Origin of the sequence: Lysinibacillus sp. NPDC096382, assembly GCF_044762845.1 — a bacterium.
Classification (GTDB): Bacteria; Bacillota; Bacilli; order Bacillales_A; family Planococcaceae; genus Lysinibacillus.
Genome location: NZ_JBIWFC010000002.1, coordinates 235,457 through 248,243 on the forward strand (window position 1 = coordinate 235,457; position 12,787 = coordinate 248,243).

General features: G+C 34.7%; 12 protein-coding genes and 1 pseudogene. 3 read left to right on the forward strand and 10 right to left on the reverse strand.

Annotation, left to right across the window (positions count from 1 at the left end; all coding sequences use genetic code 11):
- Window positions 1–87: 87 nt before the first annotated feature.
- The 8 genes and pseudogenes from ACIQZA_RS04930 to ACIQZA_RS04965 all read right to left on the reverse strand — a co-directional run.
- Window positions 88–300 (reverse strand): annotated as a pseudogene (locus ACIQZA_RS04930) (class I SAM-dependent methyltransferase); the annotation flags it as partial.
- Window positions 301–594: 294 nt separating this feature from the next.
- On the reverse strand, window positions 595–720 hold the full coding sequence (locus ACIQZA_RS04935) for a hypothetical protein (RefSeq protein WP_402880492.1): 126 nt from the start codon (window positions 718–720) through the stop codon (window positions 595–597).
- Between the two features lie 99 nt (window positions 721–819).
- Window positions 820–2,070 (reverse strand): ATP-grasp domain-containing protein, encoded by a 1,251-nt coding sequence (locus ACIQZA_RS04940; RefSeq protein WP_402880490.1) that lies wholly within the window; start codon window positions 2,068–2,070, stop codon window positions 820–822.
- A 14-nt stretch (window positions 2,071–2,084) separates the two neighbouring features.
- Window positions 2,085–3,329 carry an MFS transporter gene (locus tag ACIQZA_RS04945; RefSeq protein WP_402880488.1) on the reverse strand — a complete coding sequence of 415 codons (1,245 nt, stop codon included), beginning with the start codon at window positions 3,327–3,329 and terminating at the stop codon, window positions 2,085–2,087.
- A gap of 169 nt (window positions 3,330–3,498) precedes the next feature.
- Window positions 3,499–4,317, reverse strand: coding sequence for an SPL family radical SAM protein (locus ACIQZA_RS04950; protein WP_402880487.1), 819 nt, complete (start codon window positions 4,315–4,317; stop codon window positions 3,499–3,501).
- Window positions 4,318–4,537: 220 nt separating this feature from the next.
- Window positions 4,538–5,071: a methylated-DNA--[protein]-cysteine S-methyltransferase gene (gene adaB / locus ACIQZA_RS04955; RefSeq protein WP_400938205.1), complete on the reverse strand. Its 534-nt coding sequence runs from the start codon at window positions 5,069–5,071 to the stop codon at window positions 4,538–4,540.
- On the reverse strand, window positions 5,055–5,693 hold the full coding sequence (locus ACIQZA_RS04960; protein WP_400938202.1) for a bifunctional transcriptional activator/DNA repair enzyme AdaA: 639 nt from the start codon (window positions 5,691–5,693) through the stop codon (window positions 5,055–5,057). Before ACIQZA_RS04960 ends, adaB begins: the two co-directional genes overlap by 17 nt.
- A gap of 112 nt (window positions 5,694–5,805) precedes the next feature.
- Complete coding sequence (locus ACIQZA_RS04965; RefSeq protein WP_402880485.1) at window positions 5,806–6,495, reverse strand: 2OG-Fe(II) oxygenase; 690 nt, start codon at window positions 6,493–6,495, stop codon at window positions 5,806–5,808.
- A 167-nt stretch (window positions 6,496–6,662) separates the two neighbouring features.
- Between ACIQZA_RS04965 and ACIQZA_RS04970 the strand changes: the two genes are divergently transcribed.
- Together ACIQZA_RS04970 and ACIQZA_RS04975 are read left to right on the forward strand one after the other, a co-directional pair.
- Complete coding sequence (locus tag ACIQZA_RS04970; protein WP_402880483.1) at window positions 6,663–7,574, forward strand: DNA glycosylase; 912 nt, start codon at window positions 6,663–6,665, stop codon at window positions 7,572–7,574.
- A 454-nt stretch (window positions 7,575–8,028) separates the two neighbouring features.
- Entirely contained in the window at window positions 8,029–9,453 is a 1,425-nt protein-coding gene (locus ACIQZA_RS04975; RefSeq protein WP_402880730.1) for a VanZ family protein, read from the forward strand.
- Between the two features lie 431 nt (window positions 9,454–9,884).
- Here the strand turns inward: ACIQZA_RS04975 and ACIQZA_RS04980 are convergent, their stop codons facing one another.
- Together ACIQZA_RS04980 and ACIQZA_RS04985 are read right to left on the reverse strand one after the other, a co-directional pair.
- The gene (locus ACIQZA_RS04980; RefSeq protein ID WP_402880481.1) at window positions 9,885–10,241 is read right to left on the reverse strand and encodes a hypothetical protein; all 357 of its coding nucleotides are present in this window, start codon (window positions 10,239–10,241) and stop codon (window positions 9,885–9,887) included.
- A gap of 977 nt (window positions 10,242–11,218) precedes the next feature.
- Window positions 11,219–12,124 (reverse strand): cation diffusion facilitator family transporter, encoded by a 906-nt coding sequence (locus tag ACIQZA_RS04985; protein ID WP_402880479.1) that lies wholly within the window; start codon window positions 12,122–12,124, stop codon window positions 11,219–11,221.
- 401 nt (window positions 12,125–12,525) lie between these two features.
- Between ACIQZA_RS04985 and ACIQZA_RS04990 the strand changes: the two genes are divergently transcribed.
- Complete coding sequence (locus ACIQZA_RS04990; protein ID WP_402880478.1) at window positions 12,526–12,744, forward strand: hypothetical protein; 219 nt, start codon at window positions 12,526–12,528, stop codon at window positions 12,742–12,744.
- Window positions 12,745–12,787: the final 43 nt, after the last annotated feature.

Consider the following 12,787-nt stretch of genomic DNA (forward strand, 5'->3'; position numbering starts at 1 on the left):
TTTTGGTCACTAATAGGAACATCCTATAAAGTGTATTAAGTATCTTTTTTTATGTTTTATGAATGTAATGCTTGCTGAAGCCATTTATACCATATTTTCAAATCGATTAAAGATTCCTTCTTCTTCAAAGAGTTTTTCGTCTGCATAATCCAAAACTATTTAATTTCCTGATGGGACTTTGGCGAATAAACTGTCTATTAAACTTGAAATTTCTTCTTTCGTTAGATAATAAGAAACACCTAAAAGGCTAAAGAAATTTTTTTTACCAAATTCTTGATCTCTTAGATTTGTCCATAGAAACTAAATGAAGATGCTTGGAATTTTAAAATTACGATTTGCAGCTCTTCTTAACCTTTATAGATGTTCAACCCGTTTAAATGAGCTTAGTAAAACAATAAAAAAACGCTGTGAGAGCGATCGAGATTCAGTAACACGTACCGTTGCCCATTTCGATCGCTCTCACAGCGTAAAAATAAAAGCCATCCGTTTTTTACGGAAGACATGAATTAAAAAAAGAAGCTTACAAATCAACATTGTATATAGTATCGATTTTTTATTAGCTATGCCAAATTTAGTCGCGTTATTTATGGCTTGCTAAATTAAGTTTGTTAAGGTTTTACCTCCAGGTACAAATGACCCCACACCACCTAGTTCGGAATATTCAGGATTATTAATCGTTGCGAGATTCCAATCAGTTAATATGACATTATCGTACATCATTTACATTTCATTCTTCAAACGTGATTCACATGTATTTAATAGATAAATAGTAGCAATTGGAAAACCCTCAAATAGACCCTTCATGTGCTACATTCCTTTTTAAATTTTTTTAAAAGAAGGTTTCCATTCTGACAAATCCTGATAAACAAACGTTATATTGTCACATATGTTATCTGCAACTTCGTACATATGTTTTATATCATTAGCCGTAAATAATATATATCCTTTGCGCCCTGTACTGTCTACAATAGTTGGTATGGTGTCGCCCTCTTTTACTAATAGATCAATTAATACGATCTCGGATATGTTAGCGAACCCTTCATACTTAATTTCTTTTAAGCAACCTGGTTTTGGTATCAAGCTTAATGACATAGCTTGACATTTTGAAGGCACGCATCTAAAATCATCTATAGTCTGTGTAGCTAACGCATCATAATAGTATCCAAATTGAGAAATGCCGGTTGTAAGTTCTACCATTTTCCAAATGTTGCCTCCACCTATCCTGACTTGAGACTCTATGATTATTGGCTTATTTTGTTTGTCGATTTTTACCTCTGTATGAGTAATGCCGTCTTTTAGTTGCATCTCATCCAAAAATAGCATTACTTTCTCAATGATTAATTTTTTTTGAAATTCATCTATAGGTGCTGGCATTATAGTATAGTTTATTAAAAACGTATCTTCTTTAAATATTTCAGCTGATATAGCTAATATAGAATGTTTTTTGTTATAAGAAACGGCTTCGACCGTATAAACTACGTCTCCTTCAACGTACTCTTCCACTAAAATAGGTAGTTGAATACCGTTATCTTTAATAAATTCTTCTACGTCATCTCCAATATCTAGCTTAGATACTCCTTTACCACCTGCGCCAATCGGGGGCTTTATTATAATACTATCTTTTTTCTTCAAAAATTCATTGATGTCTTTTATGTTGTTGCAAACTATTGAATCTATAGAAAAGTCTTTTCCTGTTAGAATTTCACGCATCATGTCTTTATTGCGGGTTATCATATTAGCGTTGTAAGAAAATCCTTTAACATTAAAAATCTTTGCAATTATGGAAGCCGTATCTAAGGCTACTTCGTTGAAAGATACAACCACATCAAACGGTTTCTCTTTGTACAATTCTTCAGCATAGTACACACACACAGGTATGTTTGTTGTGTCTATTTCTTTTTTATAGAAACATTTTTCTAAGATAGTTCCATCGAAATATATATGTTTAGTGTAAGATCCTATATACGAAACAGTAAACCCCCTGTCTAAAGCATCTTGTATAGGCTTTGTCCATCCCCCTATAAATAAAACGTGTAGTGTATTTTCAGTTCCTTTTGATACTTTATGCATTATAATCATCTCCTCTAAATTGAACTCGTATTTTCAATGTTGGCTCCATTTAATACGCCTCGCCTTAACAACACTATTAAACACAATGTTGTTCCGAAGCCCCCTATAAATAACGTAGTTTGAAGCCCAAATATAGAAACTAATAATGCACTAGCAAAACTTCCTAATGCCCAAGCTCCCCAATTAAGGGTACGTTGTACAGCATTTACTCTTCCTAGCATGTGACTTGGTGAAGCAAGTTGTCGTATGGTTGCAGCATAAGGGCCAAATACACCTTCTCCCATACCATGTATGATACTTGCAGCTACTATACCGTAAACGGTTCCCAAATAGCCCATTATCGGTATAAAGGACAGACCGATCACTGATACAGTAGCGCTATAAATAAGCATTTTTGTATTATTAATTTGTTGACTTTTTTTTACGAGAATCGTATTGCCTATTAAAAATCCTACTGCTGCCGAACCTACAACAAAGCCTATTTCAAGTTCAGATAGACCCATTACCCTATAGAGGAATATAACTAAAATGCTATTTAATATGTATTTAAAAAAACCGTAAACTGCGCCACAGCTCACAATTGGTTCTAATACAGGGTGACTTTTGAAATATATCAAACCTTCATGTATGTTTTTATAGATCGATTTTATATTTACGTTTTTTAAAGAGCCTTCTGTATGCGGTTTAAACCTTGAAATAAATAGTACACACAAAAAACAAACAAAATATGTTACTGCGTCAACAGTGAATAAGCCTGTTAATCCTACTAGAGTAATTACGATTCCTGCTAGCATAGGACCAATTACAATAGAAAGAGACTCCGAAAGGGCTAGTTGAGCATTTCCTTTTTTTAAGTTGTCTTTATCTGTTAATACTTCCGGTAAGAAAGAAGGAATTGCAATGTTGTAAAACGTAGTAAATATCCCATTTAAAAACATGAGTAACACCAATAGAGGGAACGTTATTATATTTGTTACAGTCAGTATGAATACTGATAAAAATAAAACGCCTTGACATATACTACAAATTAACAAAACCCTTTTTCTATGAAGGATGTCTATTAAAGCACCGGCTACTAATCCAAAAATTAGGTAGGGTATGAATACAATCCCACGAAGTAATGCCGCATTCGACTCACTTGTTTCTAGCACCTCTAATGCAAAAAGAGGCAAAGCTACTACTGTAAACTGGGTACCTAACAAACTTATAGACTGTCCTAGCCAAAGTTTGTAAAAATTTAATTGCTTGTTATTTTTCATAACACACCCCTATTCATTCATATTTATAAATTACCCAAGTGTTTACGATATAAGTAAGATCAGGTGAAACCTATCTTTCATCTAATGTCTGTACCACATACAAATTCGAAACCTGTTGTAAAAGTGATTTTAGTTCCAAAATGAAGACTTGATGAGTACTTTTATAACGCTAAGGTTCGAATCCCTTCTGGCTAATGAAAAGTTCATCTTCCGAAAAATACTGCCGCATTCGTTTATAAACCATTTGATAGACGGATGGATGATACCATTCTTCCATTTCCAGATTTCTATATAACGCTTGTAAGCCCATCCTGTGTGTGCGTTTACCACCACTGCCGTCCCCCATAAAATAATCATCAATACATACTCGGTTAGCCAATGGACGTAATATTTCTGCAAATCCCTCGCTACTTGGTAATACGGGAGCGATGGCAACCTGTGTAGGAATATCGAATTTAGCAAGCTGTTGGAGTGTTTTAAGCCTTGCCGGAATAGGAGGAGCATAGGGCGAAAAATGTTTACGAATATCTTCCCTATCTGTCTCTACTGTCATACTTACCCGAACTTTATCTTTAAAATGTTGCAGTAAATCGATATCTCGACTTACCAGTGGGCTTCTAGTCTGTACTAATAGGAAGTCAGGTGGATCTTCTACCATAACTTCTAGTAAAGATCGCGTCACTTTTTCCTGATACTCAATTGGTTGATATGGATCTGTACTTGATGACATAAAAATGGTTACATTCCCTTTAGATTTGGCGCGATGGAGCTCCTTTTTTAATAAATTCGCAGCTCCGTTTTTAACATCGACCCAATTTCCCCATTCCCCTTCTCGAAAAAGAGCTACAGGCATTTCGCGTACATAACAAAAGGAACACCCAAATGAACAGCCTGTATAAGGATTTAGGGAATGAGTATATCCAGAAAGAAAGCCAGTCCCTTTATTCAGAATGGTTTTCGGACTTTTATAAAATAATTCACTTTTCATGATGAACCTCCATTCAATCAATTACGCCTCGGCGTAATTGCGTCCAAATTTTGAATTGCGCTTGCGCAATTAACTCCCTTCAAAATTTGTGACATCCGCCGGAGGCTTAACTTGAATCAGCAGGGAGTTTGGACCCCCTCTGATTTATATGTATCTTCGTATTCATCCCTCCATTTATAGAAGTGGGGGACTTCTGCTGAATCAAGTTAAACGGCAATATTTACTCATTGCTAGATGAAGCTCGCTTTTCTAGATCCAGGAGCAGTGTCTTCATTTCTAAACCGCCCCGATAACCAGTTAATGAGCCATTCTTTCCTATTACACGATGGCACGGTACAGTAATTAATACCGGATTAGCCCCAATAGCCGCGCCTACAGCACGAACAGCTGCTGGCTTATTTATATTATTTGCAATGTCGGAATAGGATGTCGTCCGTCCATAAGGAATTTCACAAAGGGCATTCCAGACTGCTAGTTGAAATGGCGTACCTACGTACTCAAATGGAACAGTAAAGGTTTTGCGCTTTCCTTCTAAATACTGAGTGATTTCAACGACATAAGGTTCAAGCTTTTCATCATCGTCAACAAGAGGACTTCCTGGAAAGCGTTTCTTAGCCCATTCGAACAATTCCTCGAATGGTTTGTTCGGTGAACCTACAAACACAAGCCCCTTTGAAGTTGAAGCAATATAAAAATGCCAATTCTTAAACTTAAGTAAAGACCAATAAAGGGTTGGTTTATTCTTTGTTTCCATTGTACTTTTCCCCCATTTTACTCATTTGACGAAATTGTGCTGGTGTCTGTCCAGTTTTCTTTTTAAATAAAGTAATAAAATAAGCCGCGTTAGTCATACCCACACATATGGCGATATCTCCAATCGCTTTATTTGTCTGAATTAAATACTTTTTAGCCGCGTGTACTCTCACTTGTTGTATATACTCAACCGGCGTAACGCCTTTAATCTTTTTAAATGTTCGATGCATATGATACGGACTCCCGTGACAAATAGTTGCTAACGATTCTAGCGTTAATTTTTCTGTGAAATTTTTATCAATGTATTCAGTAATTAAATTAACCCACTCGCTATCAGGTAGATTTTCATTAGTAGGCTTGCACCGTTTACAAGGGCGAAAATTTGCGCGGAGGGCTTGTTCTGCGTTTGAAAAAATGCATACATTTTCTTTTTTCGGAACGCGAGATTTACAGGATGGTTTACAGAATATCCCTGTCGACTTTACAGCATAGAAAAATTGATGATTGTACGCTGCATCATTATTTAGTATTGCTTGCCACTTTTCATCTGTTATCATTTCTACATCATTCAAAATTCTATAACCATGGTTTTCTTTATGTCCGTTATTAATTCTATCCGGCATTTATCTCACCTCTCCTTACAATATACTCTCATTAAATTCAGAATGTACAATTCTGGGAATAGAATAGCAAGATATTGAAGTTTAATTTTTATTTAGAGTCGTGAAAAATGATTCAAAGACCGTATCGTTCTCCAAAAGTAACCGTGCTTACACCGTGACGAACCGTATTTTTATAATATCCTTTTTTACCTAGAACAGGTCTATAGTTTGTAGGAAAGATCAACGCACTGCCTTGTTCTAAAGTAATGACGTGTCCCCTACTCTGAGCACGAGGAATTTGTTCCACTATTAGCGATTCTCCACCGCGAAAGTCTTTATCTCGTTGATTTAATACAAATACTACTTGAAACGGGAAAAATATGTCGCCATATAAATCTTGATGCAAACAATTAAACCCGCCTGTTTCATACTTTAATAGTAAAGGTGTCGGTCTCGTTTGTTCATATTCTTCACAGGTGTTCAAAAAATCTTGAAGATGATTTGGAAATTGTTCGGTTTTCTTTAAATAATCCAACCATCGATTAGCTGTTTTGGCCAATTCTAAATAAAAGGACTCTCTTAAACGTTGGATGATTTCAGGTAATGGATAGGAAAAATATTTGTACTCCCCATTCCCAAAGCGATATCTCGTCATATTGATTGTCGTTCTGTATGACTCTTCCTCATAATACAATGCTATGAACAATTCACATTCCTCTTTTGTTAAAATCGCTGGAAGCTTTGCAAATCCTTGCTCATCTAATTCATTTTGAATTGAATCCCAATTTAAGTTCTCGATGCGTGTTTTTAAATCTTGGACCATTGTTATCCACTCCTTTAGCATTCTTGATAAATAACACTATAACCTCATAAATAGAAAAAAATAAGGTGTTTAGAATGTAATAGCAAGATAACAAAATTAGGTAAGATTATTATGTGATAAAGTAAAAGTACAATAGAAAATCGTATTTAGATGAGGAGAATGAAAAAGTGACATGGAACGAAGTCAATGATGTTATTGTAATCACATTACCTGGAAATTTCGACATGAATGCTAACCTAGGCTATCTAACAAGGGAAAAAAATGAATGTATGTATGAAATAGAGAACGATAAAATTACAAAAGTTATTGCCATTGGAGAAATTCGGTCCTTAGTACAGATCAGCGTAATCAATAATAAACAAATGGTTGTTCAATTCCTAAATGATTGTAGACCTATTGACAAGTGGCAGCGGGAAGAGATTGTCAAATATATTCATGAATGGTTTGATCTTGATAACGATTTAACGCCATTTTATGAAATGGCAAAGGCAGACCCATTACTTAAAATGCCCGCCCAAAAATTCTATGGAATGCGAGTTATAGGCATTCCTGATTTATTTGAAGCTTTATGTTGGGGAGTTTTAGGGCAACAAATTAACTTAGCCTTCGCGTACGCCTTAAAGAGGCAATTTGTAGAAGGATTTGGCGATTCAATCGAATGGAATGGTAAAAAGTATTGGGTGTTCCCATCGTACGAACGAATTGCACAGTTAACACCTACCGACCTAGCAGATATTAAAATGACGGTGAAAAAAAGTGAATATATTATTGGAATTGCCAAATTAATGGCAAGTGGAGAATTATCGAGGGAAACATTAATGAAAATGAACTTCAAAGATGCTGAGAAGAGCTTAATTAAAATACGAGGAATCGGCCCTTGGACAGCCAATTATGTTCTCATGTGCTGCCTCAGGTTCCAGACAGCTTTCCCAATCGATGATGTGGGTCTTATTAATTCGATAAAAATTTTACGTAATATGGACCGAAAGCCGACGAAAGATGAAATCTTAAAAATATCGTTTCCATGGAAAAACTGGGAATCATACGCTACCTTTTATTTATGGCGTGTCCTATACTGAATAATTATCACTTAAACCGGAATGTCTCCATCAAGTTAATTAGTTTATTTCGAAAGGAATCATCTTACAACGGTGATTCCTTTCTTTTTTTCCTGGAATATTACCAAAATATAAATTGTTGTCTTTAACAATTTTGCATTATTTCCTACTTCATTCATAGAGCTGTTAGATGGTTTGGTTATTGCTGTCACTTGTTCAACGCCTGTAGCTGTTCCTTTCGTTATTTGAGCCCCCTAGTCTTTCCTTTCTTTATGATTTAAAGCATAGCAAGTTCTTAAGAATTTCTTCATAAATAACCTTTCTAAATATTAATAATTTCCATTTACAATTAGAAAGGTCGACAATATTACCTCAATTTAAGCTAATGGAAGTAATCAATTATTAGATGGTCTCTTTTTTTGTGTAAAACCGCACAATATCAGATTAAATCAGTTAGGAGAGTCTCACTTTGGGAATGACAGAAATTTTTAATAATATTCGGTATTTAATGTTGCCTGTATTAATAATTATTGGAATTGAGTTCATACTTATCGCACTATATTATATTTTTTATTATCGAAAACAGCCGTCAGATCGAAAAAAACAGGTTCCTATAAAGAAACTTGTTCTTGGTGCAGTCTTCATCGGATATATTATTTTTGTGTTGGAGTTAACTATTTTTGGTCGTGGCACTTCCCATTACCTGCAGATGAACCTTCAGCCGTTTAGTGGTTATATTGATGCATGGAAAAAATACTCTTTACGTGATCTTCAAAATTGTATTTTTAATATTTTAATGTTTGTTCCTCTAGGCATTTTTTTACCTTTAATTAGCTCTAAATTCAAAAAATTTAAGTGGCTTCTTCTAATCGTTATAAGTGCTACGGTATCTATAGAAACGTATCAGACACTTTTAGGAGCCGGAATTTTTGAGCTTGATGATTTAATGAACAACTCACTTGGTGGTATTATTGGATACCAGTTATACAGACTAGGGGCTTCCATTGTTCATCACAAAAAAGTAAAAATAAAAAGTCTAGTCGGAAACCTTGCCATACCTCTATTGATGGGTTTGATTTTTGTTGGGATGAATATTGTCTACGCCCAACAGGAGTTTGGTCATTTAGCAATAAACGCTTATACAAAATCGAATATGTCAGATGTGCATATATCAACTTCACTGGAATTAAGCACATTACCAACAGTTGCCCCAGTATATAGGAAAGTCATTAAAAATGATGGTGTTGAGGCCCTATTGCAACAGAAATTAGGATTATCAGCGTTGAATGAACATGTTTATAGTGGTGATCGTGAGATTCTATTGGAGAACAAAGCAGGTTCCCAATACACGTTGTTTATAGGTTCAGAGGGATACTGGTCATTAAAAGAGAATAATTATACGCCAGGGCAAACTACTTTTTCGGGGCAAAAGTCAATGCATGACATGGCAAAGGCAATGATGGACGAATTTACCATACTACCCCAAGACGCTGAAATGACTGTATTGGATACTGGAGAATTTGCATGGAATCTTCAGGATAGTACTAATTTAAATGCTGATTATTGGACTGGAGATATAATGCTTGATCTTAAACAAGATGGCAGTGTTTCTTCGTTAGCATATAATATCCATTTGAATCAATTTAAACGAGAAGTGAACATACTGTCTCCTGCAGAAGTGTATGAGCGAATAAAAAATGGGGAATTTCCCCAAATAAAATATAATGCATTGGTGAATGAGGAAGATCTTGTTATAAAAAAAGGAGATCAACTTGCTATAGAATTAATCGAGCTTTCTTATATGTATGATACGAAAGATTTCTATCAGCCAATATATAGAGTTTCTGGAAAGTATAACGGGAATGATTGGTTTACCTTAATTCAAGCAAGACGGTCGTAATTATGAAGCATTACACACAAGCCCTTTTTTATGTTTCCTCTATGGCTTTTACAATGTTCTATTAAAGCTTTTCACGGCATTGTCAAAGCATCCTTTGGCTTGAAAACAAGCGTGTGACAGCACACTAGAATTTGAGCGTAAACGAGAACCGCTAATTAATCTAAAATATTATTATAAATCTGTACCTCATATACAAAATAAGGTACAGATTTATATCTCACACCATCTTATCTATACCCACCATAGTAAGAGATGGAAATGTACTTGTTTGTATAGCTGTTCTATGTAGTCCAAACTGCAGGATTTTCAATATCATACGCTTGTAGAGCATTCGTTCCATCAGTTTGGTAGATAGTCTAACTTGTATTTCTGCCGAGATTCGATGTAATAGAAAATAATTTTTAGGGTAGATCGATGTTACCGACAACATTCTATTTTTTATTACGAATTACTACTTTTTCTTCTTCTCCTTCCCATTGAATTAGAATAGGTACATTATTAGGAAGGGCATTACACGGACCGCCGCACTTTACATGAATTTCAAATTCCTCTTGGTTTTTAAATTCGCCATCGCCAAATGTTGGGTTGTGAGAAGATTCATATATTTCGTATTTAAAATTTAATGGTTTATTTTCTTGTCCAATATAAGAGATGATATAGCGCCTATTGCTCTCCATTTCGCTTACCATTTTTACATACCAATTATCACTTTTTCCTTCAAAATATTGTTTTTTAAATTCTGACTGACTTGTTTTTTTTTCATTTGCACAAGCACCAAGTAGCATCATTAATACAACCAGCAATAAAATTTTCTTAATGTCTACTCCAATAATTGATCATCACCCTTCCCGATTTATGGTCATCTAAATGTTCTCTTTACTGTAAAATTTCAATTTCAAATAATAACTTCGTTTCTTTATTTTTATGTCAAGGATTCCTCATTTAAAATCCCAAACCGAAAGTTAACACAATGTTTGCAACTAATGTATGTATTACATATATTGAAGATATTGGTTAAATATACTTTAAATAGTAATTACCACAATTTATACGAATAATCCCTTTTTGAACGATAAATTAGGAGCACCATCCGATAATTTGAAGAGTTATGACAATATTAAACTTCAAGTCTGAGACGATCTGAACTCGTTTTCTTTAACATAGGTACAAGAAGATTTAGCGAATCGAATAGATGGAAATGGGAAAAAGAACGGATATTGCCCCTTCACCCGCATTTAATCCCGCTTCTGGCATCCTTTCAAAGTTGTTTAAGATTAAATCAAATTTATCCATCTGGAACCTGTTTTCCTGAAGCTAATATTATTTATAATGTTTGGATATGAAATCAAAGCCCTTGCTGCAGCGACTCTCTGCGCTTAAATACAATAAGTTTAAATGAAGGCGATAACCTTCTTCTTTCTAACCTATATATTACTTCAATCCTCTTTTTTCAAAGGATCTTTCTCAATGATTGTTTAATATAGATTGTTGCTCTTTGATGTTGACTTAGTAGAATAAGAAGATGTATTTTTACAGAGTGCAGAAGTAAATATATGGGGATATATCGACGATTATGGAAGAGGTAATAGAGTAAAAAGAGCATGTTCTTTACTTTATGTAGTAAAAAGCATGCTCTTTAAGTAATTATTTTTATATTGTAATAAAAGTCTGATTTACGTTTATTATTATTGGATTTCGTCAGTATGCTCCTTAGCTATTTCATCGATAGCATTCAGATACTTTATTACCAGCACTTTTTTGTAAATTAGTTTTGATCAGGTTCTATATAGTAAGGATTTATATGAATAAGGACTTCCCCTACATCTGGGTATTTATTTAATATTTCATTTTTTATATCACGAGCTATATCATGGCCTTGTTTAATTGTTAAATCATGATTAAGTGAAAGTCGAACGTCTAGAATCTTATAGTGACCGTGTTCTCTTGCACGGATTTTGTCTATTCGTTTTACTTGATAAAATTCATGAATAGTGGCTTCATAACCGTCTAAAAGATACTGATCCACGCTTTTTTCCATTAAAATATCAATAGAAGGTCTAACTAATTCCATTGCGATTCTAAAAACAAAATAGGCTACTAAAGCACTTGCGATTGCATCCGCGTATAACAAATATGTCCATCCAATTGCATTTCCTATAATCGCTAAGAGGACTCCTATAAATGCTGCAAGGGAAGCAATAATATCACCTTTATGATCATAAGCAATCGCTATTATAGCCTTACTATTCCACTTTTTCCCCTGTTTTATGGAGTATCTATATAATATTTCTTTCGCTATGTAAGAAATTATAGCTACAATCAATGCACTGTACTGTGGTACACCGGGTTTATCAAAAAATGCTAAAATTGCTTCTACGAATATATAGAGTGAAACTAATATTAAAATAATGCCAACGATCGCTTCACTAATCACCTCTGCCTTACCATGCCCAAAGGGATGATCCTTATCGGGTGGTTTATTAGAGATACCTACAACTGCTAGCACAGCAATCGAAGCTACTACATCTGCCCCAGAGTGGATTCCGTCTGCAAATACAGCCTCACTACCTCCAAAAAGACCAAAGAAGATTTTACCTATCATTAGCATTAGGTTGGATACAAGTGCAATCCATGCAACTTTTTTGCTAATTTGTTCTCTCTCACTAACCATTTATTTCTCCTCCGATTAAGAGTTTTAAAACTAAAAAATGAAGGAAGAAATTCTCCTCGAATACCCTTAACCTACTTCATTCAATTACTACTCAACTATGATATCAGACGAATATCGAGTGGGTCTACAACAACCTTTTTTACCATTACTAAATAAATTTAGATCATAAAAATAAGTTGCCTCAGACCAAATTTAACAACTCGTATTTACTGTTCTTTTCTCTTTCGGAATATCTTTCAAATGGATTCTTTATTAACATGTAATTGCAAACTTTTACGTTAGGTTTTGCATTTGGTATATATTGTATTTCAGAGAGTCAGGTAGCAGTGGTTCTTGCTCTAGCATTGATTCAACCCTGGGGTCGCTTGCTTGTGCTTTTCATCGCCTTTGTAGCGTGTACAATGTTGACAATTGGAGGAATCGTTGGTCTTGCGACAGTACTGTTTCAAATAGGGAACACAACACACCTTCCAACTGCTTTGGGTGGACTGATTTTCCCTCTATTCACCATCATTTATACATGCTTCTTATTTTGGGGCATTATGCTGTGCATAGCAGCTTGTTTCTATGCACAGCGGACACGTCGCTGGTGTAAACACTGTCAAATGGCGGCTGGTTAAATGAAAAGAAGCTATTTTGAAAAAGATAATCAAAATAGCTTCT

Excerpts from the sequence above, each read along its gene's own strand:
- ACIQZA_RS04980 (WP_402880481.1), bottom strand. The coding sequence starts at position 10,241 with ATGATGCTACTTGGTGCTTGTGCAAATGAAAAAAAAACAAGTCAGTCA.
- ACIQZA_RS04960 (WP_400938202.1), bottom strand. The coding sequence starts at position 5,693 with ATGCCGGATAGAATTAATAACGGACATAAAGAAAACCATGGTTATAGA.
- ACIQZA_RS04950 (WP_402880487.1), bottom strand. The coding sequence starts at position 4,317 with ATGAAAAGTGAATTATTTTATAAAAGTCCGAAAACCATTCTGAATAAA.
- ACIQZA_RS04975 (WP_402880730.1), top strand. The coding sequence starts at position 8,029 with ATGACAGAAATTTTTAATAATATTCGGTATTTAATGTTGCCTGTATTA.
- ACIQZA_RS04945 (WP_402880488.1), bottom strand. The coding sequence starts at position 3,329 with ATGAAAAATAACAAGCAATTAAATTTTTACAAACTTTGGCTAGGACAG.
- ACIQZA_RS04940 (WP_402880490.1), bottom strand. The coding sequence starts at position 2,070 with ATGCATAAAGTATCAAAAGGAACTGAAAATACACTACACGTTTTATTT.
- ACIQZA_RS04965 (WP_402880485.1), bottom strand. The coding sequence starts at position 6,495 with ATGGTCCAAGATTTAAAAACACGCATCGAGAACTTAAATTGGGATTCA.
- ACIQZA_RS04990 (WP_402880478.1), top strand. The coding sequence starts at position 12,526 with ATGTTGACAATTGGAGGAATCGTTGGTCTTGCGACAGTACTGTTTCAA.
- adaB (WP_400938205.1), bottom strand. The coding sequence starts at position 5,071 with ATGGAAACAAAGAATAAACCAACCCTTTATTGGTCTTTACTTAAGTTT.
- ACIQZA_RS04985 (WP_402880479.1), bottom strand. The coding sequence starts at position 12,124 with ATGGTTAGTGAGAGAGAACAAATTAGCAAAAAAGTTGCATGGATTGCA.
- ACIQZA_RS04935 (WP_402880492.1), bottom strand. The coding sequence starts at position 720 with ATGATGTACGATAATGTCATATTAACTGATTGGAATCTCGCAACGATT.